Source organism: Clostridium aceticum (assembly GCF_001042715.1).
GTDB classification, from domain to species: Bacteria; Bacillota; Clostridia; order Peptostreptococcales; family Natronincolaceae; genus Andreesenella; species Andreesenella acetica.
In genome coordinates this window covers 616,692-642,243 of the sequence record NZ_CP009687.1, presented here as the reverse complement: position 1 = coordinate 642,243, position 25,552 = coordinate 616,692, and the positions used below count along the sequence as shown (strand labels likewise).

Annotated in this window: 24 protein-coding genes and 1 other annotated feature; of the genes, 8 read left to right on the top strand and 16 right to left on the bottom strand. The window is 34.5% G+C overall.

Translation table 11 applies throughout. The features are described from left to right. Nucleotides 1–48: 48 nt before the first annotated feature. Entirely contained in the window at nucleotides 49–1,551 is a 1,503-nt protein-coding gene (cls, locus tag CACET_RS02875) for a cardiolipin synthase (RefSeq protein WP_052661199.1), read from the bottom strand. A 142-nt stretch (nucleotides 1,552–1,693) separates the two neighbouring features. Between cls and CACET_RS02870 the strand changes: the two genes are divergently transcribed. Continuing rightward, nucleotides 1,694–2,878, top strand: a complete 1,185-nt coding sequence (locus tag CACET_RS02870; protein ID WP_052661200.1) for an MFS transporter — start codon at nucleotides 1,694–1,696, stop codon at nucleotides 2,876–2,878. Nucleotides 2,879–2,899: 21 nt separating this feature from the next. On the opposite strand, the gene CACET_RS02865 is transcribed toward CACET_RS02870, so the two are convergent. Next, nucleotides 2,900–3,967, bottom strand: a complete 1,068-nt coding sequence (locus CACET_RS02865; protein ID WP_052661201.1) for a sensor histidine kinase — start codon at nucleotides 3,965–3,967, stop codon at nucleotides 2,900–2,902. A 31-nt stretch (nucleotides 3,968–3,998) separates the two neighbouring features. Next, nucleotides 3,999–4,172 (bottom strand): hypothetical protein, encoded by a 174-nt coding sequence (locus CACET_RS20345; protein WP_158385949.1) that lies wholly within the window; start codon nucleotides 4,170–4,172, stop codon nucleotides 3,999–4,001. A gap of 281 nt (nucleotides 4,173–4,453) precedes the next feature. On the opposite strand from CACET_RS20345, the gene CACET_RS02860 reads away from it, so the two are divergent. Together CACET_RS02860 and CACET_RS21065 are read left to right on the top strand one after the other, a co-directional pair. Then, nucleotides 4,454–5,074 carry an accessory gene regulator ArgB-like protein gene (locus CACET_RS02860; protein ID WP_044823059.1) on the top strand — a complete coding sequence of 207 codons (621 nt, stop codon included), beginning with the start codon at nucleotides 4,454–4,456 and terminating at the stop codon, nucleotides 5,072–5,074. Beyond that, on the top strand, nucleotides 5,061–5,195 hold the full coding sequence (locus CACET_RS21065) for a hypothetical protein (protein ID WP_278287091.1): 135 nt from the start codon (nucleotides 5,061–5,063) through the stop codon (nucleotides 5,193–5,195). The genes CACET_RS02860 and CACET_RS21065 overlap by 14 nt, the downstream gene beginning before the upstream one ends. Before the next feature lie 62 nt (nucleotides 5,196–5,257). Here CACET_RS21065 and CACET_RS02855 read toward each other — a convergent pair whose 3' ends face one another. From CACET_RS02855 to CACET_RS02840, 4 genes are all read right to left on the bottom strand, one after another. Continuing rightward, nucleotides 5,258–6,571 (bottom strand): GHKL domain-containing protein, encoded by a 1,314-nt coding sequence (locus CACET_RS02855; RefSeq protein WP_044823060.1) that lies wholly within the window; start codon nucleotides 6,569–6,571, stop codon nucleotides 5,258–5,260. A 108-nt stretch (nucleotides 6,572–6,679) separates the two neighbouring features. After that, the gene (locus CACET_RS02850) at nucleotides 6,680–7,549 is read right to left on the bottom strand and encodes a hypothetical protein (protein WP_048407522.1); all 870 of its coding nucleotides are present in this window, start codon (nucleotides 7,547–7,549) and stop codon (nucleotides 6,680–6,682) included. Further along, entirely contained in the window at nucleotides 7,549–8,316 is a 768-nt protein-coding gene (locus tag CACET_RS02845; RefSeq protein ID WP_044823062.1) for a LytR/AlgR family response regulator transcription factor, read from the bottom strand. The genes CACET_RS02850 and CACET_RS02845 overlap by 1 nt, the downstream gene beginning before the upstream one ends. A gap of 46 nt (nucleotides 8,317–8,362) precedes the next feature. Beyond that, nucleotides 8,363–9,883, bottom strand: a complete 1,521-nt coding sequence (locus CACET_RS02840; RefSeq protein ID WP_044823063.1) for an ADP-ribosylglycohydrolase family protein — start codon at nucleotides 9,881–9,883, stop codon at nucleotides 8,363–8,365. A 313-nt stretch (nucleotides 9,884–10,196) separates the two neighbouring features. Here CACET_RS02840 and pyrB point away from each other — a divergent pair, with 313 nt between their 5' ends. Continuing rightward, nucleotides 10,197–11,132, top strand: coding sequence for an aspartate carbamoyltransferase (gene pyrB / locus CACET_RS02835; RefSeq protein ID WP_044823064.1), 936 nt, complete (start codon nucleotides 10,197–10,199; stop codon nucleotides 11,130–11,132). Beyond that, nucleotides 11,126–11,554, top strand: coding sequence for an aspartate carbamoyltransferase regulatory subunit (locus CACET_RS02830; RefSeq protein WP_044823065.1), 429 nt, complete (start codon nucleotides 11,126–11,128; stop codon nucleotides 11,552–11,554). The genes pyrB and CACET_RS02830 overlap by 7 nt, the downstream gene beginning before the upstream one ends. A gap of 222 nt (nucleotides 11,555–11,776) precedes the next feature. On the opposite strand, the gene proB is transcribed toward CACET_RS02830, so the two are convergent. Together proB and CACET_RS02820 are read right to left on the bottom strand one after the other, a co-directional pair. Next, entirely contained in the window at nucleotides 11,777–12,601 is an 825-nt protein-coding gene (gene proB / locus CACET_RS02825) for a glutamate 5-kinase (protein WP_341411619.1), read from the bottom strand. Then, a complete protein-coding gene (locus CACET_RS02820) occupies nucleotides 12,582–13,823 on the bottom strand; it encodes a glutamate-5-semialdehyde dehydrogenase (protein WP_044823066.1) in 1,242 nt (413 codons plus the stop codon). The genes proB and CACET_RS02820 overlap by 20 nt, the downstream gene beginning before the upstream one ends. 52 nt (nucleotides 13,824–13,875) lie before the next feature. Further along, nucleotides 13,876–14,078, bottom strand: a binding site (T-box leader). Between the two features lie 220 nt (nucleotides 14,079–14,298). On the opposite strand from CACET_RS02820, the gene rd reads away from it, so the two are divergent. Then, nucleotides 14,299–14,460, top strand: coding sequence for a rubredoxin (gene rd / locus CACET_RS19755; RefSeq protein ID WP_082058072.1), 162 nt, complete (start codon nucleotides 14,299–14,301; stop codon nucleotides 14,458–14,460). 53 nt (nucleotides 14,461–14,513) lie between these two features. On the opposite strand, the gene yihA is transcribed toward rd, so the two are convergent. From yihA to lonB, 3 genes are all read right to left on the bottom strand, one after another. After that, nucleotides 14,514–15,137: a ribosome biogenesis GTP-binding protein YihA/YsxC gene (yihA, locus tag CACET_RS02815; RefSeq protein WP_044823067.1), complete on the bottom strand. Its 624-nt coding sequence runs from the start codon at nucleotides 15,135–15,137 to the stop codon at nucleotides 14,514–14,516. Next, a complete protein-coding gene (gene lon / locus CACET_RS02810; protein ID WP_044823068.1) occupies nucleotides 15,127–17,478 on the bottom strand; it encodes an endopeptidase La in 2,352 nt (783 codons plus the stop codon). The genes yihA and lon overlap by 11 nt, the downstream gene beginning before the upstream one ends. 127 nt (nucleotides 17,479–17,605) lie before the next feature. Beyond that, nucleotides 17,606–19,291, bottom strand: a complete 1,686-nt coding sequence (gene lonB, locus CACET_RS02805) for an ATP-dependent protease LonB (protein ID WP_044823069.1) — start codon at nucleotides 19,289–19,291, stop codon at nucleotides 17,606–17,608. A 280-nt stretch (nucleotides 19,292–19,571) separates the two neighbouring features. Here lonB and CACET_RS02800 point away from each other — a divergent pair, with 280 nt between their 5' ends. Beyond that, the gene (locus CACET_RS02800) at nucleotides 19,572–20,120 is read left to right on the top strand and encodes a chromate transporter (RefSeq protein ID WP_044823070.1); all 549 of its coding nucleotides are present in this window, start codon (nucleotides 19,572–19,574) and stop codon (nucleotides 20,118–20,120) included. Continuing rightward, nucleotides 20,107–20,631: a chromate transporter gene (locus CACET_RS02795; RefSeq protein WP_044823071.1), complete on the top strand. Its 525-nt coding sequence runs from the start codon at nucleotides 20,107–20,109 to the stop codon at nucleotides 20,629–20,631. Before CACET_RS02800 ends, CACET_RS02795 begins: the two co-directional genes overlap by 14 nt. A 71-nt stretch (nucleotides 20,632–20,702) precedes the next feature. Here the strand turns inward: CACET_RS02795 and clpX are convergent, their stop codons facing one another. The 4 genes from clpX to CACET_RS02775 form a co-directional block, all read right to left on the bottom strand. Then, nucleotides 20,703–21,977, bottom strand: a complete 1,275-nt coding sequence (clpX, locus tag CACET_RS02790) for an ATP-dependent Clp protease ATP-binding subunit ClpX (protein ID WP_044823072.1) — start codon at nucleotides 21,975–21,977, stop codon at nucleotides 20,703–20,705. A gap of 24 nt (nucleotides 21,978–22,001) precedes the next feature. Then, nucleotides 22,002–22,586, bottom strand: a complete 585-nt coding sequence (clpP, locus tag CACET_RS02785; RefSeq protein ID WP_044823073.1) for an ATP-dependent Clp endopeptidase proteolytic subunit ClpP — start codon at nucleotides 22,584–22,586, stop codon at nucleotides 22,002–22,004. A gap of 26 nt (nucleotides 22,587–22,612) precedes the next feature. Next, a complete protein-coding gene (gene tig, locus CACET_RS02780) occupies nucleotides 22,613–23,902 on the bottom strand; it encodes a trigger factor (RefSeq protein ID WP_044823074.1) in 1,290 nt (429 codons plus the stop codon). Between the two features lie 275 nt (nucleotides 23,903–24,177). Then, nucleotides 24,178–25,167 carry a LacI family DNA-binding transcriptional regulator gene (locus CACET_RS02775; protein WP_044823075.1) on the bottom strand — a complete coding sequence of 330 codons (990 nt, stop codon included), beginning with the start codon at nucleotides 25,165–25,167 and terminating at the stop codon, nucleotides 24,178–24,180. Between the last annotated feature and the right edge of the window lie 385 nt (nucleotides 25,168–25,552).

Sequence of the window (25,552 nt, the reverse complement as noted above, 5' to 3'; positions counted from 1 at the left end):
CCCTTCAACATCTGTATATTATGTACAAATCTATCGAATACTATACTCTTATGTTAAGGGGATAATAAACCGACCTATTAGTTCTTTGAGTCTTTGACTTATTGGAGGACTTTTATAATCTTCCAAAGTAACCTGTACACTATTTTCTATATATCTCTTAAACTCTTCTTTCATTTCTCTGCCCAAGGTTTCATCATAAATCATTAGATTTAACTCGTAGTCCAGGTGTAGACTTCTTGTATTGAGGTTGGCAGACCCTAGAGATAAAGTCTCTCCATCTACTAAAACTGCTTTCGCATGCAAAAAACCATCCTTATATTGGTAGACTTTTACCTTTCTCTTTAGCAGTTTTTCAAAAAAAGAAGCATTTGCCCAGCCTACGATAAACAAATCTGGTTTTTTAGGCAAAATAATATTTACGTCTACTCCTCTCAATGCAGCAGTTTCAAGAGCCTTCAACATACTGTCACTAAGAATAAGATAAGGTGTAGCAATATAGACGCTTTCTTTCGCAGCAGTAATCATAGAAAAGTACACCTGACTAATTTCATTCCAGTGGGTATCGTATCCGCTGGTGACCACCTGCATTGGTAAAACTTCCTCTACTTGTATTGCCTGAAAGTATGCTTCATCCAACAACTTCTCTTCAGTCACGTAGTACCAATCTGCTAAAAATACTTTTTGAATCCAATGGGCCCCTTCCCCTTCAACCCTGATGCAAAGATCCTCCCAATTACCGATGGCCTCATCTCTGCCTAAATATTCATCCCCTAGATTGATTCCCCCAGTAAAAGCTACCTTACCATCGATAATTACCATCTTTCTATGGTTGCTATGGTTCAACTTTCCTTTCAAAATCGAAGTAGCAATAGCATCGTATGCAAAAATTTCTACACCAGCTTCCCTCAGTCCCTTGATGAAGCTTTTACCTAACCGATGACTCCCTTTACCATCATAAATTAACCGTACTTCTACACCTTCTTTTACTTTTTTCTTTAATATTTCTTTAAATTTTTCTCCAATATGATCATCTCTAACAATAAAAAAACCTATATGTATACTTTCTTTTGCTTGATCCATAGCTTCAATCATTTCGTCAAAGATCTTCTTACTCTCGTTAATTATAGTAGCACGATTGTAGTTAGTTAAAGGAATACCCGTGTTTGCCTCAATCAAAGTAGCTATCCCCTCTTGCTCTGGCGTCAAGTGTATTCCCTCGTATTTTCTTTCTCTCGTAATTTTCATAAGATCATCCATATAGTAACTTCTATTTTCTTGGTAGTGGTTCAATAACTTTGCATTTCTCCAAACTTGTATAAAACTAAATCCAACAAATAGGCAACTGATCCCTAATACTATATAAATCACTTTTTCAAAGGAAGGATTTTCTACAAATTTTAATACTAGTACGCCTATTCCTAGAATTAAGGTAATACCTAAAACATAGGGATACACACCAAGAATAATTGCTTCAGGTATAATCACGAAAAGATTATAATAAATTACTGCCAAAAACAGCAGCCAAGTAATAAGAACCAAAAACTCCTTCATTTTATCACATCCTTTTCTCTTCCTTTCTGATAATATCATCATCTCCTAAAAGAGCCTTTAATATGCTTTTAAAAAAGGGGTTTTTTGCTCATACTAGACTTATGCTATTTACCATAGACTATAAAATTTAGGAGTTGTCATTATGTTTGGTATCCCTCTTCATGCAAAATTTAAAAAAGAAATTTGGATCTTGCTATCTTCTATATTGATTATTCATATCGCTGCCTATTTAATTGTCCCTATTTTTCCTATTCTTTTAAAAACTGAAAAAAGACTAAACCCTTCTGAAGTAGGTTTAGTCATTGGAGCTGGTTCTTTGTTTATTCAATTAGGTAGTATCATTGCTGGCATTTTAGCTGATCGAATAGGCAACAAACTCACCGTTGTTATAGGAAATGCTCTTCAATTTATTGCTCTTTTTGGTTTAGGATTATCCACCTCTGTAATTCCCCTAACACTTTTTTCTGGATTAAATGGTATGGGGACAGGTATTTATATTCCTACAACCAAGGCAGCTATCTCCTACCTAGCCTCTCAAGAAGAAGCAACCACCGCCTTTTCTTTAAGAGCAGTGGCTGCCAATATGGGTACCAGTATAGCAGGGCTTTTTGTAGTATTTTTTGCTACCAACTTAAACTTTTATGTGGCAGGAAGTGTCTATGGTGTTTTGATTATTATCTCTTGGATCTTTTTACCTGCAGGTTGTGGTAATCAACCTTGCCCTGCTATCCCTCTAAAAGATTATATAAATATTTTTAAAGACAGAACCTTTGTCGTTTTTAGCTTTATCTCCACTTTGATGTGGGCAGTTTATACTCAGATGGGACTACTTCTTCCGCTGAGGGGAGAAGCAGTCTTAGATCACGTTAGCAGAATAGGGATAATATGGACTGTCACCAGCATCATTGTTATTATTCTACAACCCCTTGTTTCTAGGAATTTCTTAGAAAAGTATTCTCCTACCTTCTCTTTAAGTATCGGTACAATTTTCTTAGGAATTGCAATCACTCTGATTGGATGGTCTACTACTTTTACTTTTTTGATGATTTCTTCTACCATCTTCATTTTTGGACAAATGTTTATGATGCCTACCTTTGACAATGTAACAAAACTAATTGCAGATCCAAGTCTACTAGGAGCCTACTTTGCTGTGGCGAATTTTGCATCAGGCATTGGGGGGGCTTTAGGCAGCTTTGCCAGTGGAAGGTTGGTAGATATTTATGGTATTGTAGAATCCCCTATTCCTTGGGTTACTTATGGTATTTTAAGCATCATCGTTATAGCTTTATTACAGCTGCCTATTATGCAAAGGATAAAAAAAAGTTAACTTCAACAAAGTTAACTTTTTTTATCTTATAATAGGAATTTTCACGATAAAGGTGGTACCTTTATCCACCTCACTTTTAAAACTAATACTTCCCTGATGAATATCTACAAAGTCCTGCACAATCGTTAGACCTAATCCTGTGCCTGAAATATCTCCAACATTAGAAGCACGGTAAAAACTCTGAAAAAGATTTTTTTGTTCTGCTTTTGGTATACCTATACCTTGATCTATAATTTTAAAAAGCACATTTTCTTCTTCAAATTCAATTTTTACAATGATATCTTTATTCGCTTTAGAATATTTCACTGCATTAGTTAAAAGATTTGTCAAAATAGTGCTAAGAAGAAATTCATCCACATTCGTAACAAAAGTTTCTTTTTCAGTAATGAAAATAATATTGGAAAATAGAGATATACTTTCTCGAATCGGCTCTAAAATAGCTTTTGTGAGTTTGATAACATCAATAGATTTTGGATTGAATCTTACTCTATCAGCTTCCACTTTTTCAACCAGAAGTATGTCTCTTAACAGCTTGTTAATCTGTCCTGTTGCTTTTTTTATCCTCTGTGTATGTTTATAGTTTGAAGAATTTTTCCAATTCTCATCATAACCCTCTAGCAGCTGTAATGTAGATAAGATAATATTTAGCAGCGTTCTTAGTTCATGAGATACCATAGATAAGAGATTATATTTTAGTTTTTTTTTCTTCTCTTTCACTTTTTTTTCCGTTATATCTATAATAGACTCCATTAAAAGTACTTTATTAGAGAGAATAATTTTTGTAACTCTATGCTGTTTCCATGTCCCATCACTTTTTTTAATCTCAAAAGTTTTTTCACTTAGACAGGTATTGTTTTTACAACAAGGCCTGTCATAGCCTAGTGCCTCCCAGCAAGGATAAGTTTCTAAAAAAAGTATTTCATTTTTTGCATAGTCATTTGCAAAAACAATTTCTTGATTATCAGGGTCTATAATAATCACAAATTCTTCCATCATGTTTAGGAAAGATAACATGTTTCTAGTTTCTTTGTTTTGTAATTCAAAGAATATTTTTTCATTGTCCTCAATCATTTCTTTTGTTAATATCATCTAACTACCCCCCCGCCTAAGATTTTTCAACTTATCCTTCTATATCGGGTAATATTACATTTGCTACTCGATTCTTTTTACTATGAAAGTCTTCCTTAACCCACTCCTCCTTAATGGAGGTTTTCTTTTCTTTCTTATTCATGTTAAGTCTATCCTCAACCTTTCTCTCTACTTCTTTTAACTTTAATAAAAGTTTTTCCTCCATTTTAAGCCACTCCTTATATTTTGCACTACTAAATTTGTTATTTTAAAGTAATCCTTATATTATAGATATCTCTTATTATAGACGAGTTTCTATTATGTCATGATACTACTTCGGTAATCTGTACAATATTTCGGCAAACTGCTATACTTTAATCCTATACCGATAATTTTTAATAGTTTATCTATAAGTACTTTCTTCCCCGCTGATTTTGTCTTAAAATTGATCATAGGCAGAGAGAAATTAGAGGTTTTTTAAAATATTTTGTTAGAAGGTGAATAATCATGGCGTTTCCCGAAAAATTAGCACAGCATTTGACTTATTCTTTTATAAAAGAAAACTTACCGGATAAAGAGCAAAAAGAACTAGACAGGATTGAATATGGACTTGCCGCATTTTTCATTGCTTTTCCTAAGCTTTTTGTATTGTTTTCTATAGCTGTATTTTTAAATTTTTATATAGACAACTTCATTCTTTACTTTACTATCGTTCAGGTTAGCTATGCTCTAGTTCGAGTTTATGCTTGGGGCATGCACCTTAAAACAGACTTAAGTTGTTTCGTTGGTAGTTTTATTCTCTTGTTTGGTATTACCTCAGTGGGAATTTTTTATCCCCTTCCCCTTGTTGTACTGTTGTTGCTTTGGGGCATAAGTATAGGACTTCTCTATCGCTATGCTCCAGCTGCTACAGAAGCCCGGCCTTTAAGGAGTATGACTTTAAGAAAAAAGTTGAGAAGAAAACTATTGATTGTAGCATCTCTGTTGTTTATCGTTGCTTTTATCAATGCAAAAAATCCCTATGGGACATTGATTACACTATCGGTTTTGGGGGAGAGCCTTTTTACCACTCCCTTTATGTATAAAGTATTTCAATTAAAAGGAGGAGAAACTAATGAAAAAAGTTAACTTACTTACTACTTTGGCTAGTTTATTAAGTGTTTTTGCCTTTACCTTTACCATTCAATCAGGATGCATGTACTGGGCAATGAGGGAACCTAAAATGCCAGAGTCCATGATAGAAGAATAATCCCCTATAGCACATTATTCAAACATAAAACAACAGGTGCCTACATTAGACACCTGTTGTTTTTATGCCAAACTACGCATTGGCTGTTTCTCTATAATCAATTCCTGAATAAAAAGATCTCCATCAATAATGGTGCTGTGGACAATGAATGGATATTTCTTGACCTTTTCTGTCACCAGCCGCAAACCATGCCCCCCATCAAAGCGTTGTTTTGCCTTCATAGATTCCTTTTTGAAGGTATTTTTAATGACAAAATTGGTATACTCTTCTTCACAGACTATCTCAATCCATAAGATGGGGATCTCTGCCTCCTCAGCATGTCTGATGGCATTGTCCAAGAAATTTCCCAGCATAAAGTTTAAGTCCATTTGAAAATCATAGTCTTTTCCCAGCTTCACTTCCTCACCACTAATATTGATATTGACATTGATTTCTTTTGCCTCAGCTTCATTAATCCTTTCAATAAACATCCCCAATAGGATATAATCTTTAATTTTAGTTAATACCGTTAAGCAATCCTTGGTTAAGTGCTTGGTTTTTTTCACCACAGATTCATAGTATCCTATCAAAGCCTCCCAATCCTGCTCGTCTCCATAGATAAAGCCAGAAAATCCCGTCAAGTAGTTCTTCCACCCATGCTTCAACTCCCGATAACCATTGAGAAGATTTTCTATCACCGTCAAATATTCCTGCTGATTTTGATAGAGGATTTTCTGATAGTAAAAATCGTTTTCTAAGAAGGTATAATTTAAGGAGATGGTAATATAAGCCACTACTAAGATAATATGCACTACAGAAACCAAAACATTCATTTCATTTGCATGATAGATAAAGGTATAGAAGTTAATAAACAGCATAGAAAACACGGTTATGATGTATAGTACAATATTCTTGCTTTTCACCTGCACTGTTTTACCATAGGTTTTATATAATAATATATATTTTATTATATATAGCAACAATGCAATTGTTGCAAAGGTTATTAGGTTTCCAGTAAAAAATAGCTTTGTATCATTTTGTATCTCTAGCATTGTGACCCCTAAGATACTCATCATAATAAAAATAGCAAAAATATTTCCCAATAGTGTTACAACAGCACAGATAAATAGTAAAAATATAGTTTTAAGAATTGTTGTTTTTAATAGGATAATTGTAATTAATCCTTGAATCATCAAAATTACAGCTGTTTTAAAATTATAAAAATATTGCATTTCACTGTGAATCATTACTACTGCAATACCAGAAATAAAAAGTGAAAAATATAATTTCATATACTTATTTTTGGGCACTTTTAAAAACAACCTTAAAACATTAATATAAATTAAAACCTCCATGGCAATCACTATAATACTGCGAAAATTGTCTATTGTTAGCATAAGTTTTTTCCCATTTCCCTTCCTAACAATTCTTTTTGAATTCTTTTTTCTTATACTTTATTTTTGAACATATTTTTCCTTTGGATTGTATGTGGTAAACCTTTAAATTTAAGACAAAGAATCCTTACTTAAGTCCTTGGTTTTTTCCACCACCGATTCATAGTATGCCACCAAAGCCTCCCAATCCTTCTCTCCCCCATAAATAAAACCAGAAAAACCTGTGAGGTAATCCTTCCATCCATGCTTCAATTCTCGATAGTCATTTAACAAACTTTCCGTTTTCGTCAAATATTCCTGTTGATTTTGATAAAGGATTTTCTGATAATAAAAATTTTTTTCTAAAAAAGTATAGTCTAGAGAAATCATGATGTATACCCCCACCAATATAAAGTGTAAGACAGATATCCAGACATTCATTTTGTTTACATGGTAGATGAAGGTATAATAATTGATAAAGAGCATAGAAAATACCGTCAAAATATAAAGAATGATGTTTTTAGCTTTGCTCCGCACCATCTTACCATAGGCTTTATATAACAAAATATATTTTATGCTATACAGCAGCAAACCTATCACTGAAAAGGATACTATATTTCCAGCAAAAAATAACCTCGGTTCATTTAGTATTTCTACTACTTCAGCTCCTAAAGTATGTCGCATAATAAAAATAGCAAAAACATTTCCCAATAGTGTCACAACTGCATAAATCAGTGACAGAAAAATTGTTTTAAACACAGTTGTCTTTAATACAGCTATAATCATCAACCCGTGGATTATAAGTACTATCACTGTTTTTAAATTATAGGAATATTGGATTATGCTGTGCGTCGTTACTATAATAACACTAGAAATAAAAACAAAAAAATAGAGTTTTAAGTATTGTTTCTTAGATATTTTTAAAAACAGTCTTAAAAGGTTTATATACATTAACACTTCCATAGCAATCACTATAACGCTGCAAAGGTTATCCATCGTCATCATGAATTCCCCCCCATCACCCTCCTATCTATTTCCTCTTGAACTTCTCTGCTTCTAGACATAAATAGACGTGTGCCATTTTTTAATATGATTTCCCCTTGCTTCTTATCGGTACTCTCGATATAATAAGGATTTACCAGCGTAGACTTATAACATTGTAAGAAAGTACTGGACTGTATTTTATTAAGCGTCTGCAGCATATCATTTAGTCTACTCCTATGAATAATTTTTTCCCCTTGGATTGTATGTACTGTAAGATAGCCTTCTTTATGATGGGTTTCTATATGGGTAATTCCCTCTACTTTTTTGTAGTGGGTTCTACCATAGGCTTCTAGTTTTATTAAGCCTACATTGGGATACATCTGCAAATCTTGAAGTTCTTTAATTTTCTTTAGCAGTCTCCTAATATGCCAATCAAAGGTTTGGCGGTCTAAAGGTTTTGTAAGATAAGCAAAAGGTTCTATATTTCTGTTAAGACTTTCTACAGCCCACTCCGCATAAGCAGTAATAAATATAATTTTTGTATTCATATTTATGCTTCTGATCTTCTCAGCTAATGCTACACCGTTCATCTCTTTATTTAAGTTAATATCTAAAAGACAAATCTTGGTGGCTTCATCTTCTGTGACCAAAGACAAGGCTTCCTCCGGTTGGGATGTCGCCACCAATAATTGGATATCTTTATGATCAATGTAACTTTCTAACCAATCACAGATGGTTTTTCTAGTTTTAGGATTATCTTCGCATACGATAAAATCAATCTTCATAACTTCGCCTCCACCTTTAGTGGTCTTTATCATTTTATTTACTTACTTAGCTTTTTCTTTTGATACTGGTAATTGCCTCTAGTACCTCCCTACCTATCTCATATTCTGGTGCTATCTCTACAGAACGCCGAGCATATTTTTCTGCCTTATTTAAATCATCTAAGTTGAGATAAGTAATCGCTAGATCACACAAAATAATGGGGTGGTTTAGATCATAGGCCAATGCTTTTTTAAAATGCTTCAGAGCTTCTTCGTAGGCTTCTTCCTTTAAAAGTTTGGTGCCCAGTCCTTCATAAGCTTCAATAATGTGAAGTTTTATTCTCTCATTTTTCTTTGCTTCTGGATGCTGTATAATTAAGTCTTCAAAGTATTTTACAGACTGCTGATAATGTTCTTGTTTGTTGTATTTAATGCCCTTCCACATCAATTTGTCGATCTCATCTTGAGATTTTGATTCACTAATATTTTCTCTCATTCTTCTATAGGGATTATTACTTTTATTTTTTAAAGATAGTTCAAATAAGCGATCTGCTAAAGCTAATATTTCCTCAAGATTTTTTAATTTGCTAATATATCCTTTAGGAATATGGTTATATCCTAAATAAGCCCCTGCTAAGGTCAATGCTAGGCTGGCAACGGTATCTGTATCTCTCGCCATTAAACACTGTTTCAATATTTTTTCATAATCATTGGGATTTTTTAAAAAGACAAATAATCCATAGGGTAAAGATTCCAGTACATAAGCACCACTTCCCCACTTTTCTCTTATTTCATCTACTTCTAAATCTTTTTCAATAGCCTCCGCCAATTCTATATTTAATCTTGTATATAAATTAGCAATTTGACTATTCTCTCTAGTACGGTAAACCTTGGTTTCTATACCTTTAATCCCTTTTGCGCAAACGGATATAAACTTATATAGATCCTCTTTATCCCTTAAACTAAAGGGGGATAAATTCATTAGATAGGCAATAGCTGTACTATGGGCAATACTAGAAGCAATTGCCATTTGATCCATATGGGTGATTGAAGATTGAATACCTGCCATCATTTTTAAAGAAACAAAGTCTCCATAATTAATTAAAGCTATAGGAGCACATCTCATAGCAGCACCGTTGCCGGCAGACTCAACACCACTCTTGTACCATGCTATCTTTCTATCACGATAGTTATGGATAAACTCTTTAATGGTGTTTCCCATCTGAGTAATAGATTGACGTACAAACCTATTGGCTATATCCTCTGGGTAAAAGCCTTGATGAATAATAAGAGATTCTGCCAACATAATGCTCATTTCAGTATCATCAGTAATATTTAATGAAACCGCATGTCGATCTCCTTTTAAAAAGTTATTAATATATTCTACTTCTCTAGGAAGCTGACCCTCCAAGTAGCTGCCATAAGCATCTCCTATGGCAAGACTTACCAAAGCCCCCCGAATCTTATCTCTGTATTCGATGTTCGATACAGGAATCAAATGAATGTTTTCATTATATTCCATAAAAGGAGGCATCTCCCCCTCTTCTACTAAAAAGTTATAAAGCTCTTCTAAAGATAATCCGTACATCTATCTACACCTCTTATAAATTATTTCCTCGAAGAAGTATTCTACATAATTTATTTATTTCCTTCTATTATGTCAAATCTATAAACCTTGACTTTTAATTTTCTTAATGATATATTTAAGAAAATAAATAAGACCTTTAAATCTGTCCTGTGAGACTGAAAAGGAAAGTTGCCAAGCTTTAAAGGTGGTTGCTTTGTTTACTATACCCTTCAGTCTGACTGCAAGGGTTTTATTTATGTTATACCTTTAATTTAGTCCGGGGAGACTAAAAAGGGAGTGAAAACTCCCAAATTTAAAACAGGGAGGCATATAAATGAGTTTACAAGGCAGACACTTGATTGACCCTAATGATTTAACACTGGAGGAGATTCAGCGAATTATTGATTTAGGATTAAATATTTATCATCATCCAGCTCAGTATGCAGAAATATGCAAAGGAAAAATACTAGGTACTTTGTTTTATGAGTCCAGTACACGTACTCGTTTAAGTTTTGAATCTGCTATGCTGAGAATGGGAGGAAATATTTTAGGTTTCTCTGATGCCGCCACCAGTTCTGTACAAAAAGGTGAAAGTATCGCAGATACGATCCGTGTTTTAGACGATTATGCGGATATTCTAGTAATGCGCCATCCTAGAGAAGGCGCACCTAAGTTAGCTTCTCAATATGCTACTGTGCCTATTATCAATGGCGGTGATGGTGGACATCAGCATCCTACCCAAACTTTAACAGACCTGATTACCATTCAGTATTACAAAGGTGAGATTAAGAACCTAAAAGTAGCTTTTTGTGGTGATCTATTATTTGGTCGTACTGTTCATTCTCTTTTAAAAACCTTAAGTAGATATCCTAATATAAGTTTTGTATTAATTTCTCCTCCTGAATTGAAGATTCCTTATCATCTCAAAAGTGAAATTCTTCAAAACCATGATGTTGAAATTATTGAAACCCATTGTCTTGAAACTTACATGAAGGAAATCGATATTCTTTACATGACAAGAATTCAAAAAGAAAGATTTTTTAATGAAGAAGATTATATAAAGTTAAAAGATAGTTACATTTTAAATAAAGAAAAACTAGTACCCGCCAAAGAGGAGCTGTTGGTACTTCACCCACTGCCACGGGTAAATGAAATCAGCTATGATGTAGATGATGACCCTAGAGGAAAGTATTTTGAACAAGCAAAGCTAGGGGTATACGCAAGAATGGCCTTAATGGCACTACTTTTGGGGGTGGTTGAATCGTGTTAAAGGTAAACAGTATTCAAAAAGGTATTGTGATCGATCATATAAGCTCTGGTAAAGGTTTAAAAATCTTTGAAAAGCTTTGTTTAGATAAAATAGATACACCAGTGGTTTTACTAATGAAGGTCCCCAGTAAAAAATTAGGTAAAAAAGATATTATTAAAGTACAAGACTACATTGATATTGACTTAACGATACTGGGTTTAATTGATCCTAATATCACGATTAATATCATTGAGAACGATAGAACAATAGAGAAAAAAGCTATTGAAATCCCTCAAAAAGTTTCTGGTTTATTTAAATGCAAAAACCCACGCTGTATTACTTGCATAGATGATTACGCAGAGCCAGAATTTACTCTCGTACCTAATGGTAAGATTCAATACAAATGTAGTTATTGCGAAGAATTGACGGAGTATCGTCTATAAATTTTAATATTTAAGGTCTACGGTTTGCCTCTGGCTAAAAAACGTAGACCTTAATATATTAAAAATGAATTTATAAGCGTTAACTTAATACAATTATTTCCAAAACTCTGTCAAACTGTCTTCTTGCTAATTTTAAGATCCTTCGACTCGCTTTGCTCCCCTCAGGATGACAAGTTATAGTTTAGGTTAACGCTAATGAAAGTGAATTTTACAGATATTTACTTAATTATTCGCTAAAAACACGGTTCCTTTTTCGCTGCCATCTAGTAGCTTTAATAAAATATTTTCTTTCTTACCATTAGCTAGAATCATGGGTATACCATAATTATTTACCTTCTTAGCAGCTTCTATTTTTGTTGCAATCCCTCCCGTGCCAAAATCATTTACCGTACCTATTTCAATGGTTTTTAACAGGACATCAATATTGTTAACTTCTTCTATAAATTCAGCATCTTTATAGGTTTTGGGATTCTTATTATAAATACCATCAATATCACTAAAAAGGATTAGAAGATCTGCATTCCAAAGGTTTGTCGTCAAAGCCGCTAATGTATCATTGTCTCCTATTTTTATTTCTTCTACACTTACAGTATCGTTCTCATTGATGATAGGAATAACACCTTCATCTACTAGTGTAAAAAGTGTATTCCTTATATTTAAGGTCCTGTGTGGATCTGAAAAATCATCTCTTGTTAAAAGCATCTGGCCAATATGGATGTGTTCCTCCTCAAAAACTCTTCGATAGGCATCCATCAACTCTACCTGACCAATGGCACATAAGGCTTGTTTGTAATGAATGTCTTCTTTACGCATCCATTTGGCTAAGGTTGCCACCCCAGCAATTCTTGCTCCCGAAGATACAATAACCACTTGTTTTCCCTGGTCCTTTAAGTGACTAATTTGTTTACTTAAATCCTGCAAGAAAGTCTTGCATATTGTACCATCTTGATTTGCCAATGTATTACTGCCGATTTTAATAACAATTTTTTTGCTATTATTGATAAGCTCCTTGATCATCTCTACCCCTCTATTCTCTAATTTGTCCATTGCCCACAATAGTATATTTTACTGTCACCAGTTCATTTAAACCCATAGGCCCTCTGGCATGCATTTTTTGTGTACTAATACCCATTTCTCCACCAAAACCAAACTCTCCTCCGTCTGTAAACCTAGTGGAAGCATTAACATAAACTGCTGCTGCATCCACTTGTCTTAAGAAAGTATTAGCATGAGTGAAGTTTTCTGTCAAAATTGCCTCTGAGTGCTTGCTGCCATATTGATTGATATGCTCAATAGCGTCGTCAATACTTTTTACCAGCTTTACTGCCAAAATATAATCTAAATATTCCTCTGCCCAATCTTCATCGGTGGCGGCCTTGACATCTATCAGTTTTTTCACTGCTGCACAGCCACGAATTTCTACCTTGCTTCCTATACGGTCATATAGTTTAGGTAACAACACTTCAGCAATTTTTTCATGTATTAGTACAGTTTCACAAGCATTACAAACGCCTGGACGCTGAACCTTGGCATTTTCTATAATATCTATGGCTTTTTCTAAATCACTATCTTCATCCACAAAAATATGGCAGTTTCCTACACCCGTCTCGATGGTAGGTACAGTAGCATTTTTTACTACAAAATCAATTAAATCCTTACCACCTCTAGGAATAATTAAATCAATGTATTCATTTAAGGTTAACATTTCTTTTACAATGCCTCGGTCTGTATCATCTACAAAACCAATCACCTCTTGAGATATAGCACTATTTTTCAATCCTTCTTTGATAGCATATACTAGTGCTCTGTTAGAATTGATAGAAGTAGAGCTGCCCCTCAACAAAATACAGTTTCCGCTTTTTAGGGTTAGGGAAAAAGCATCTACTGTCACATTAGGTCTTGATTCATAGATAATGCCAATCACCCCTATAGGTACCGTCATCTTACTGATGGTTAAACCATTTTCCAATGTCCATACATCATTACTTCTCCATACTGGGTCCTTTAAATCGATGATGGTATAAATACTGTCTATCATTCCTTGTATTCTATCTTTAGTTAACCTCAAGCGATCAATAAGACTTTCCTTCATATGATTTTGTTTTGCATTTTCAATATCCTTAGCATTTTCCTGCAAAATATAGTCTTCGTATTGGTTTAAGCTAATGGCCACCTGTCTTAATGCTTCATTTTTTGCCTTTGTATCTGTACTCCCTAAAACCTGGGCTGCTTTTTTTAATGTTTTGCATTGTTCAACGAATGTCATCATTTTATCACTCCTTCAAAAGTATTATGAGCAAATAAAAAAACCCTCATCCCCTAAAAGGGACGAGAGTTTACCCGCGGTACCACCCTAATTAACTAAATTAGCTCACTTGCTGTAATCTTAACGTGATTACTACCGTAATGACTTTATCATCATAGGCTCCAGAGGGGGTTCAAAAGGCTAGCCTATAGGACTTCCACCAATATCCTACTCTCTATAAAACATCACCCTTTTACTGTGCTCTTTCCCAGCATTTATCTCTATTCACTTAAATTATGCAATTATTTACTTTGAAGTATTGTATTTTAAAATGATTATATATAAAAATTCCTAAGATGTCAACGCTCTCCCAAAGGAAATATTAAAGATTATTTTTATATTTATTTTTTGTTTAATATTTTTTCAAACGGGTATAATGCTATTGTGAATACATAAAATATATTATTTTGAAAAACATTAAGAAAGGAGATATACAAGTATGAAAAAATATGTATGTACACCATGTGGTTATGTTTATGATCCTGAGGTAGGAGATCCAGATTCAGGTGTTGCTGCTGGAACAGCTTTTGAAGATATTCCAGATGATTGGGTTTGTCCTATCTGTGGTGTTGGCAAAGATATGTTTGAACTAGAAGAGTAGTAGCTACTACTAATTTATAATCAAAAAAGAGTCAGAAGCTCCAAAGTAATTTATTACTTTGGAGCTTCTTCTATTGTAATAGGCAACTGTCTTTCAATAAACAATTCCTCAATGCTGTTCCAGACTTCCTCTACGCCTTGCTTCTTTAGAGAAGATACTGGTAAAATTCTGTCCTCTTTGGTCATCTCTAGTTTTTGCCGAATGATTTTAAGATTTTTTTGCAGCTGAGATCTTGTGATTTTATCAAGTTTCGTAGCAATCACCCTACTGCCATAGCCAAAATGCTTCAACCAATCATACATCATCTTATCATCATTGGTAGGTTCGTGTCTTATATCCACTAATAAAATTACTTCTTGAAGATTTTTTCTACTTGCCAAGTAAGTTTCCATAGTCTTTCCCCAAGATGCTTTTTCTGTTTTTGACACTTTTGCATAACCATACCCTGGCAAATCTACTAAGTAAAATTCCTTGTTGATGATGAAAAAGTTGATGGTCCTTGTTTTTCCTGGTGTGGCACTTATTCTGGCTAGTTTTTTTCTCCCCAGCATCGTATTAATCGTAGAAGACTTTCCGACATTGGACCTGCCTACCAATGCAACTTCTGGCAACATATCTTCTGGATATTGGCTAGGCGCCACTGCACTAGTAACAAAGTCTGAAGTTTTAATCTTCATCTTTTACGCTCCTTTTCAAGGCATGCTCCAGTACCTCATCCATATGATCTACAAAGACAAATTCCATTTTCTTTTTTACATTTTCTGGTATTTCTTCTAAATCTCTTTTGTTTTCTATAGGGAGTAATACCTTTTTTATCCCTGCTCTATTGGCAGCCAATACCTTTTCTTTAATTCCCCCTACTGGTAAGACTCTTCCCCTCAAAGTGATTTCTCCTGTCATAGCAACATCTTTATAAACTGGGATATTCGTCAAAGCAGAAATAACCGCAGTAGCCATGGTAATACCAGCAGAAGGACCGTCTTTTGGCGTGGCTCCTTCTGGAATATGAATATGAATATCTAGGTTAGTATGAAATTCCGGATCGATCTTTAATGCTTCTTCTCTTGAACGAATGTAACTAATACCTGCCCTAGCAGACTCCTTCATTACATCGCCCAACTGACCTGTCAGCACTAATTTACCATTGCCCTTCATGGGGGTTACTTCAATAGATAATGTATCTCCGCCTACCATCGTCCAAGCTAAACCTCTTACCACACCCACTTCATCTTTTTGATTTGCCATTTCGTAACGATAAATTGGTTTACCTAGATATTTTGCTAAATTAGCAGGAGAAATCCGAATCATCTTTAATTTCTCTTCTACTACTCTTTTTGCCACTTTTCGACATAAATTAGCTATCTGTCTTTCTAAGTTTCTTACTCCTGCTTCTCTAGTGTAGTAGTTGATAATATCTCTTAAAGCTTTTTCTGATACCTTTAACATTTCTGGCTTTAAACCATGTTCTTTAATCTGTTTAGGCAGCAAATACTTAGAAACGATGTTTAGCTTTTCTTCCTCTGTATATCCCGCTATTCGAATCACTTCCATACGGTCTAATAGAGGCCTTGGTATGGTATCCAATGTGTTAGCGGTTGTTATAAACATAACCTTAGAAAGATTAAAGGGCATTTCCATAAAATGATCTGTAAAATCATGGTTTTGTTCTGGGTCCAGTACTTCTAAAAGTGCTGATGCAGGATCTCCTCTAAAATCACTGGCCAATTTATCAATTTCATCTAATAAAAATAATGGATTTTTTGTCCCTGCTTGACGAATAGAAGAAATAATTCTCCCAGGAATAGCACCTACATAAGTTCTTCTATGTCCTCTTATTTCTGCTTCGTCTCTTACACCACCCAAAGACATTCGAACAAATTTTCTATTGAGAGATCGAGCAATAGACTTAGCGATAGATGTCTTACCTACACCAGGAGGTCCTACTAGACATAAAATTGGTCCTTTCATGGACTTTGCCAGTTGCCGTATAGCTAAGTATTCTAGTATTCTTTCTTTAACCTTCTTCAAGCCATAATGATCTTCATCTAAAATTTCCGCTGATTTTTTTAACTCCAGCTTATCTTTGGTCTCCTTCGTCCAAGGTAGGTTTAAAGCCCAATCTATGTAATTACGAATCACTCCTGTTTCTGCTGAAGCAGGAGATAACTTTAACAACCTATCAATTTCTCTATCAATTTTTTCATGGATATCTTTAGGAAATTTCAATTTATTAAGCTTTTCCTTGTACTCAGCCACTTCCTCTACAATACCCTCATCTTCTCCTAGTTCCTTCTGTATCGCCTTTAACTGTTCCCTCAAATAATACTCTTTTTGAACTTTGTTGATTTGTTTTTTTACACGATTATTAATCTTTTTCTCTATTTCTAAAATTTCAATTTCTTCTAGCAAAATCTTATATAAGATTTCTAACCTCACAACTGGATCAAAAGCCTCTAGGATTTCCTGTTTTTGTCCTGGCTTAATAAAAACATTTGAAGCGATTGTATCCGCTAATCTTCCAGGCATCTCTATCTCTGCTATAGTGATCAAAATTTCTGATGAAATTTTATTACTTACTTCTACGTATTCCTCAAAGGAGTCCACCACACTACGCATTAAAGCCTCTGTTTCACTGTCTACTTCCATTTCTGTTTTATAGGTTTTTTCCTCTATTTCCACTTGAAAATACGGTGTCTCCTGTACTACATGGGTAATTTTACCTCTGGAAATCCCCTCCACCAATACTCTTATGGTATCCCCAGGTAACTTTAACATTTGTTTAATTTTAGCAATCGTACCTACTTCATAAAGATCTTCCAGTGTAGGGGCATTCACTTCAGCCTCCTTTTGAGCAACTAAAAAAACCAGTTGATCATTTACCATGGCTTCCTCTAATGCATTAATAGAACGTTCTCTACCTACATCAAAGTGTATAACCATATATGGAAAGACGTTTAATCCCCTCAAAGGAATCAAAGGAATTGTACGAGTTGAAATAGAAGTTTCTTTTTCTACCATATTATCTACTCCTTTTATTATAATCGCACAGTTGATTATTATTATATCGTTTCATACTACTTTTTTCAATATTTTACCCTAATTTCCACTATTATATCAAATAAAGCGTGAAAAAAGTAGTCTATGACTACTTTTTATCTTTGTTCCCCAAGGCGGCAGCAAAATCTATTGTTTCAACTGGAGAGGATTTTTTCTCTTTATAATCTTTAACTTCCATAGCCAGTGCAATAACTTCCTCTATATTGTCTACAGGAATTACTTCTATACTTAATTCTTTAAAACGTTCTTGATAATTATCCTTGGGGATAAGTACTCGAGTACATCCTGCCTCTTTTGCCGCTTCTATTTTTGCTGTGATTCCTCCTACTGGTTTAATAGCACCTCGTATAGATATTTCTCCTGTCATAGCTAAGCTGTTATCTACGGGCTGATTAGTAATAGCAGAATATATAGCTGTTACTATAGTTATCCCTGCTGAAGGACCATCTATAGGAACCCCACCTGGAAAGTTTACATGAATATCATAATCTTTAGGATCTACTTTAAAAAACTTTTTAATTACAGTTAATACGTTGTCTACAGAGTCAGAGGCGGTACTTCTTCTGTGTAAACTTCTTCCAGGTGCATTCGTTTCCTCACGATCAATAATCCCTGTAACAATCAATCGTCCTTGACCTTTTGTAGGCAACTTAATGGCAGATACCTCAATTTCTATGATCATACCCATATTAGGTCCATATACCGCTAATCCATTGACAAAACCAACTGTAGGTTCCTTACCTATTTTTTTCGATGGTCTTGGGCTATAGTGACCACTTTCTACCACCCACTGGACATCTTGAAGGGTTATTTTTTTTCTTCCCTCTGTTAAGGCTAAGCCTCCTGTAATCTGTATAATATTAACAGCTTCTCTACCATTAGTAGCATACTTCTTTACTTCTTCAACAGCTCTTTCTTCCATTTCAAAATTACTTTTTTTACATGCATTTTTCACAATGGCCCCTATTTGCTCTGGTGTTAAGGGGCAAAAATATATTTCTACACAGCGAGACCTTAATGCTGGTGGTAAATCTCCTGGAGCCTTTGTTGTAGCTCCTACTAGTCTAAAATCTGCTGGTAACCCTTTTTGAAAAATGTCATGAATATGTTTAGGAACATTTTCATCCTCCGCATGATAATAAGCACTCTCCAAATAAACTTTTCTATCCTCTAAAACCTTTAAAAGCTTATTCATCTGCACTGAATGCAATTCTCCAATCTCATCTAAGAATAAAATCCCCCCATGAGCCTTTGTAACAGCTCCCGGTTTTGGCTGTGGAATACCAGCTTGTCCTAAGGGTCCTGCTCCCTGATAAATGGGATCATGTACTGATCCCATTAGAGGATCTGCAATTCCCCTGTCATCGAACCGTAAAGTAGTGGCATCCATCTCTATAAATTTAGATTTTTGATTAAAAGGTGATAGCTCACTTTTTTTTGCCTCTTCCAAGATTACTCTAGCAGCTGCAGTTTTTCCTACTCCTGGAGGGCCATAAATAATAACATGTTGAGGATTCGGACTGCATAAAGCTGCCTTTAACGCCTTCAAACCATCTTCTTGACCAATAATATCATCAAAAGTCGAGGGTCTTGTATGTTCTGCTAAGGGTACAGTTAGTGCACTTTCCCTTAGTTCCTTAAGTTTTTCCATTTCCTTTTTTGATTCCTTTTCTATGGCAGATTTATTGCCTTGCTGGCTCTTCAAAAGACCTAAAAAGTAAAGTCCAATCACAATAGCAAAAAAGAACTGCACTAAAAAAAAGATATTAGGCAAAATATGACCTCCTTTCTTTTACTTCTAGTTTTAGTATGTACATTGAAAAACGAATTATCCTGTATGAAAAACTGTCATTATAAGCAACAATAGGTAATTTATTTCAATGAAATTTGTAATTTATGTTATACTAAGAATAATGTCATTTTACTAGCACTAAGATCCTTCGACGCCGCTTTGTTCCACTCAGTATGACAAATTATGGCTCAAGTTAACGTTAACGATAATTAAATAAAAGAAAAGGACTTTCCTTAAATTTTCATATGGAGGTGTATATTCTATGAAGGACTACTTAAAATTGTTTTCGATCTTTTTTCGTGTTGGTGCCTTTACCTTCGGTGGGGGCTATGCCATGCTTCCTATCATGCAAAAAGAAATGGTTGAAAACCATGATCTTATTAGAGAAAATGAGTTTTTAGACATTATTGCAGTTGCTCAAAGTTTGCCAGGACCTATTGCTGTCAACACAGCAGTTTTCGTAGGTTATAAGGTAAAAGGAATTTTAGGAGCAGTCTTTACCTTAATTGGCACGGTTTTGCCTTCTTTACTAGTGATTATGGTATTAGCTATTTTTTACGATAAAATTAAGCATATAAATACGATACAATTATTTTTCCATGGTGTTCGTCCTGCCATTGTAGCCTTAATCCTTATGGCAGCATTAAAGTTATCTAAACCCATTTCCAAAACTGATTTCAACATGGTGATTATGGTATTGTCTTTTGTTAGTATTGTGTTGCTTAAAGTCCATCCTATTCTTGTTATCATATCTTGTGCTGTTGCAGGATTGTTGCATAAAAAAAAGGAGGGGAAACGTGGGACTCATTAGATTATTTATCACTTTTTTAAAAATTGGTGCCTTTAGCTTTGGTGGAGGCTATGCTATGTTGCCTCTTATTGAAGAGGAAATAGTAAACATCCATGGATGGCTTACACCAACAGAGTTTGTAGATATTATTGCCATCTCCGAAATGTCCCCTGGTCCCATTGCTATTAATAGTGCTACCTTTATAGGTTTTAGACTATACGGCGTAGTAGGAGCTGTCCTTGCTACCCTAGGCGTTGTTTTAGTATCCTTCATTCTTGTCACTACTTTGGCTCGCCTAATCATCCAGTATAAAGATTCTCCCTTTGTTGAAGGAGTTTTTGGTGGCATCCGTCCTGCTGTCATCGGTTTGATTGCTGCCGCCTGCGTAGCTCTCTTTCAAACTTCTATTATTGATTTGCGCAGTTTCATTATTGCTTGTATCGTTTTTATAATTTTATACAAATTCAAGCTGCATCCCATAGGGGTCATTTTATTGTCAGGTATACTGGGAATCGTCTTTTATTCCTTCTAAATATGGCGCCAAGACAGTTCCTCAGAACCATAAAAAACCCTAAGTTATGATCATAACTTAGGGTTTTTTTATTAGGATGCTGATTCTTTAGGTTTCTTTTTGCTTTTTGTTGCATTAGGACTTTTTAATGTAATCGTTGGTTCTTCACCCTTCATTACTGTGTCCTTTGTAATGGTAATTTTATCAATATCATCCCTAGAGGGGACATCATACATAATATCCATCAAAAGGCCTTCTACAATACCTCTAAGTCCTCTAGCTCCTGTTTTTCTTTCAATAGCTCGCTTAGCAATGAACTCTAAAGCGTCTGTTTCGAAATCTAAATTAACATCTTCGATTTCAAATAGTCGCTTATACTGTCTTACTAAGGCATTTTTAGGTTCTGTTAGAATTTGAATTAAAGCAGCTTCATCCAATTGATCCAAGGTAACTACTACTGGTAATCTACCTACAAATTCAGGAATCAAACCATACTTTAGTAAATCCTCAGGTTGAATCTGTTGTAACAAAGCACCTATATCTACTTTTTGTTTACTTGCAATTTCTGCGCCAAATCCCATAGAATTCTTTCCAGTACGTTTCTGGATGATTTTATCTATGCCATCAAATGCCCCACCACAAATAAACAAAATATTGGTTGTATCTATTTGTATAAACTCTTGATGAGGGTGCTTCCTGCCCCCTTGAGGTGGAACGCTTGCTACTGTTCCCTCTAAGATTTTCAATAGTGCTTGTTGTACACCTTCTCCACTTACATCCCGAGTAATGGAAGGATTTTCTGATTTCTTAGCTATTTTATCTACTTCATCGATATAAATAATACCCTTTTCTGCTTTTTCTATATCATAATCAGCTGACTGGATTAGTTTCAATAAAATGTTTTCTACATCTTCTCCTACATATCCTGCTTCTGTTAAAGAAGTTGCATCTGCGATAGCAAAGGGAACGTTTAAAAGCTTTGCCAAGGTTTGAGCCAATAACGTCTTACCAGAACCTGTAGGCCCCAACATAACAATATTACTTTTCTGCAGTTCAACATCTTCACTTTTAACATCCATATTCACTCTTTTGTAATGATTATATACAGCTACCGCCAGAGCCTTTTTAGCCTTTTCCTGCCCTATAACATATTGATCTAATATAGACTTAATTTCCTGCGGCTTAGGTAGATCTACTAAGTCAACATCAAGGTTCTCATCAAATTCTTCTTGAATAATCTCTTGACATAACTCTATACACTCATCACAAATATATACATTAGGACCAGCAATCAACCTCCTTACTTGATCCTGAGACTTACCACAAAAGGAGCATTTTAATTGCTTTTTATCCTCAAATCTAGACATCTTTACACCTCGCTTAATCCGCAACTATTTTCTTGCGGTAATTACTTCGTCAATAATACCATACTCCTTCGCCTCTTGAGCAGACATAAAGAAGTCTCTGTCAGTATCCTTCTTAATACGATCTAATGGCTGTCCTGTTCTTTCTGCTAATATATCATTTATAGTATCTCTTGTTTTGAGAATTCTCTCAGCATGAATACGGATATCTTCTGCCTGACCGCGAGTTCCTCCTAATGGTTGATGAATCATAATTTCTGCATTAGGAAGTGCATATCTTTTACCTTGTTTTCCTGCAGTTAATAAAAAGGCTCCCATGCTAGCGGCCATACCAATACAAATAGTAGAGACATCTGGTTTGATATAATTCATTGTATCATATATCGCCATTCCAGCTGTAATAGACCCTCCTGGACTATTGATATACAGCTGAATATCTTTATCTGGATCTTCAGCTTCTAAAAAGATTAATTGTGCCACAATTAATCCTGCGGTTACATCATTTACTTCATCGTTTAGCAGGATAATTCTATCCTTTAAAAGTCTTGAATAAATGTCATAAGACCTTTCTCCCCGATTCGTTTGTTCAACCACAACTGGTACTAATGCCATAGGCTATCTCCTCCCAACATTTATCTTTATGCTATTTTAGCATTCTCTACTAAGAAGTCGATAGTTTTTCTTACTACGATATTGTCTTTGATGCTTGCCATATCTTCTTCTCTTAATCGTTCTTTTACCTTATCAACTTCTTGTTTATATTGTTCTGCCATCTTCTCGATCTCTTGATTTACTTCTTCTTCTGTAGCTTCAATAGCTTCTATCTGACTGATCTTATCCAGTACTACTTGTGTTTTTACTCTTTTTTCTGCATCGTCCTTCATTTGATTTCTTAAATCTTCTTCTGTTGTTCCTGTAATATTATAGTAGTACTCTAAGTCTAGTCCTTGGTAGCTTAAAGAATATTCGAAATCCCTTAACATCGCAGCAACTTGTCTTATTACAACTGCATTTGGCAGACTAACTTCTACTTTACCAACAACAGCTTCTACTACATTATTTCTTAGTTCCTGCTCCGTTCTGTTCTTCGCTTGCTCTTCTAATTTTTTCTTGGTGTCAGCTTTTAATTCTTCTAATGTATCGAACTCAGATGCATCTTTAGCAAACTCATCATCCAACTGAGGAAGCTCTTGTTCTTTAATTTCATGAACTTTTACTTCAAATATTGCATCTTTGCCTGCTAATTCTTTACTGTGGTATTCCTCAGGAAAAGTAACCTTTACCTCTACTTCATCACCTATGTTAGCACCTATAAGTTGTTCTTCGAAGCCTTGAATAAATTGTCCTGAACCAATAGTAAGACTTTGCTTTTCTGCGGTTCCTCCTTCAAAAGCTACACCATCCATCATGCCTTTATAATCAATGATTACCATATCGCCTTCTTTAACAGGTCGATCTTCTACTGTAACCATTCTAGCATTTTTTTCAACCAAAGCACTTATTTCCTTCTCAACATCCTCTTCCTGTACATTATACTCTTTTTTCTCTACTTCTATACCTTTATAATTTTCTACCACCACTTCTGGCATAACTTCGATACTTACTGTAAGTACTACATCTTTACCCTTTTCAATTTCTTCAATATCATCTATCGATGGACGATCTACTGGATGAAGTTTATGGTCTTCTATAGCAGCATCATACGCCTCAGGAAAAGTAATGTTGATAGCTTCTTCGTAAAAAACCTCTACGCCGTAGTTTAATTCAATAATTTTTCTTGGAGCCTTTCCTTTTCTAAAACCTGGAATATTAAATCTTGATCTGGTTTTATTATAGGCTTTATTAACTGCTTCTTCGAATTTTTCTGCACCTACAACTACCTTTAATGTTACTTTATTATCTTCTCTTTTGATTATTTCTGAACTCATTAGTGGTCCTCCTCAGTATTTAATTTTAGCATATATTATCATTTATACCATGATGTTATTATGTTATTCAGTTTTAAGGATAAATATTAAGTAAAGTGTCTAAAATTAGCAGCTATTATGCTAAAAAAAACATCCATAATCGTTTATTGGATGTTTAAAACATACTAATTTACTTACCATTTTAATACTATCTAATTTAATTATTATTGTCAACATAATTAACCTTTTTTTATTCTACATTTTTGATTATTTTTTTATTTATTTTCTCAAAAATTTTAGCTACTTTCTCTCTCAACAAAACTATGGTTTAACACTACTTTTTTATTATCCAATACTTCATCGTGTAATATCTTGGTCAATACCCTCATGCCTATAGCTCCCATCTCGTACATAGGTTGTGCTATCGTGGACAAAGAGGGATACACTTTCCCTGCCATGTCGATATTATCAAAGCCTACAATTGCCAATTCCTCTGGAATCGCTATATCTTCTTCAAGAGCAGCCCGCATAGCTCCTATGGCCATTTCATCGCTGCCTACAAAAATAGCTGTTGGTCTGTCTTTTAATTTCAATAACTTTTTTGCTCCTTCATAGCCGCTTTTGAAACGATATCCTCCTTCTACTACAAAGGCCTCATTATATTTTAATCCAGCTTGTTCTAATGCTTCCGCATATCCTTGTTTTCTAGCCATCCCATTTCCTGAATCATAAGCTTTCCCAGTAATCATGGCAATTTTTTCATGTCCTTTTTTTAGTAAATACTTAACGACATCCTTGCCAGCCTGTATATTATCAATGGTAATAGAAGGAAGATCCTCATAATCAGTACCTATTAGTACAGTTGGAATTTCGCTGGTTTTAAATCTTTTCCCCAAATCCTCTGCGATAATATTTCCCATGAAAATAATACCATCTACCTGCTTTTCCTCTAAAACATCAAAATATTGCACTTCCTTTTCCTGATCCAAATCTGTATTGCATAAGAAAATGTTATATTCATACATATTAGCAACATCTTCTACACCTCTCACAACTTCTGGAAAAAACTGATTAGAAATATCTGGTATCATAATGCCGATTGTTTTCGTGTTTTTTACCTTGAGACTTCTAGCAATAGCATTGGGTTTATACCCTAGTTCTTCTATCGCCTGCATCACTTTGTCTCGGGTTTTAGGACGTACTGCTTTGCTATTATTTACAACTCTTGATACAGTAGAAATAGATACACCTGCTTTTCGAGCTACATCCTTTATATTAAACTTCATTACTGTCTCACTCCTTTATATATCGCTGCGATTATATACTACCTATCATAAGCGTTAATTTAATACAATTATTTTCAAAATTCTGTCGAACTGTCTTTACTGAGCATAGCGAAGGATGACAAATTATGGTTTAGGTTAACGCCATGATACTGTTATTATATATTATTGTTTATTTCTCTACAAATTACTTAAATTCCTGTCAATAAAATATCTTTTTTGCAAAAAAATTTTCCTAATCATGCCCTTTAACTACACAAATTTTCCTCTAAATATTACTCTATTTGGAAATAATCCTGTTAAGTTAACGCCTATACTATCTTATTATAACCTCTATCAGAAAGTATTAACAATACAAAAAAGAAACACCTCTCTGTCTATTCACCAT

What these genes read in the sequence shown, in the direction of transcription:
- cls (WP_052661199.1), bottom strand. Translation starts at nt 1,551, where the DNA reads ATGAAGGAGTTTTTGGTTCTTATTACTTGGCTGCTGTTTTTGGCAGTA.
- CACET_RS02870 (WP_052661200.1), top strand. Translation starts at nt 1,694, where the DNA reads ATGTTTGGTATCCCTCTTCATGCAAAATTTAAAAAAGAAATTTGGATC.
- CACET_RS02865 (WP_052661201.1), bottom strand. Translation starts at nt 3,967, where the DNA reads ATGATATTAACAAAAGAAATGATTGAGGACAATGAAAAAATATTCTTT.
- CACET_RS20345 (WP_158385949.1), bottom strand. Translation starts at nt 4,172, where the DNA reads ATGGAGGAAAAACTTTTATTAAAGTTAAAAGAAGTAGAGAGAAAGGTT.
- CACET_RS02860 (WP_044823059.1), top strand. Translation starts at nt 4,454, where the DNA reads ATGGCGTTTCCCGAAAAATTAGCACAGCATTTGACTTATTCTTTTATA.
- CACET_RS21065 (WP_278287091.1), top strand. Translation starts at nt 5,061, where the DNA reads ATGAAAAAAGTTAACTTACTTACTACTTTGGCTAGTTTATTAAGTGTT.
- CACET_RS02855 (WP_044823060.1), bottom strand. Translation starts at nt 6,571, where the DNA reads ATGCTAACAATAGACAATTTTCGCAGTATTATAGTGATTGCCATGGAG.
- CACET_RS02850 (WP_048407522.1), bottom strand. Translation starts at nt 7,549, where the DNA reads ATGACGATGGATAACCTTTGCAGCGTTATAGTGATTGCTATGGAAGTG.
- CACET_RS02845 (WP_044823062.1), bottom strand. Translation starts at nt 8,316, where the DNA reads ATGAAGATTGATTTTATCGTATGCGAAGATAATCCTAAAACTAGAAAA.
- CACET_RS02840 (WP_044823063.1), bottom strand. Translation starts at nt 9,883, where the DNA reads ATGTACGGATTATCTTTAGAAGAGCTTTATAACTTTTTAGTAGAAGAG.
- pyrB (WP_044823064.1), top strand. Translation starts at nt 10,197, where the DNA reads ATGAGTTTACAAGGCAGACACTTGATTGACCCTAATGATTTAACACTG.
- proB (WP_341411619.1), bottom strand. Translation starts at nt 12,601, where the DNA reads ATGGACAAATTAGAGAATAGAGGGGTAGAGATGATCAAGGAGCTTATC.
- CACET_RS02820 (WP_044823066.1), bottom strand. Translation starts at nt 13,823, where the DNA reads ATGATGACATTCGTTGAACAATGCAAAACATTAAAAAAAGCAGCCCAG.
- rd (WP_082058072.1), top strand. Translation starts at nt 14,299, where the DNA reads ATGAAAAAATATGTATGTACACCATGTGGTTATGTTTATGATCCTGAG.
- yihA (WP_044823067.1), bottom strand. Translation starts at nt 15,137, where the DNA reads ATGAAGATTAAAACTTCAGACTTTGTTACTAGTGCAGTGGCGCCTAGC.
- lon (WP_044823068.1), bottom strand. Translation starts at nt 17,478, where the DNA reads ATGGTAGAAAAAGAAACTTCTATTTCAACTCGTACAATTCCTTTGATT.
- CACET_RS02800 (WP_044823070.1), top strand. Translation starts at nt 19,572, where the DNA reads ATGAAGGACTACTTAAAATTGTTTTCGATCTTTTTTCGTGTTGGTGCC.
- clpX (WP_044823072.1), bottom strand. Translation starts at nt 21,977, where the DNA reads ATGTCTAGATTTGAGGATAAAAAGCAATTAAAATGCTCCTTTTGTGGT.
- clpP (WP_044823073.1), bottom strand. Translation starts at nt 22,586, where the DNA reads ATGGCATTAGTACCAGTTGTGGTTGAACAAACGAATCGGGGAGAAAGG.
- tig (WP_044823074.1), bottom strand. Translation starts at nt 23,902, where the DNA reads ATGAGTTCAGAAATAATCAAAAGAGAAGATAATAAAGTAACATTAAAG.
- CACET_RS02775 (WP_044823075.1), bottom strand. Translation starts at nt 25,167, where the DNA reads ATGAAGTTTAATATAAAGGATGTAGCTCGAAAAGCAGGTGTATCTATT.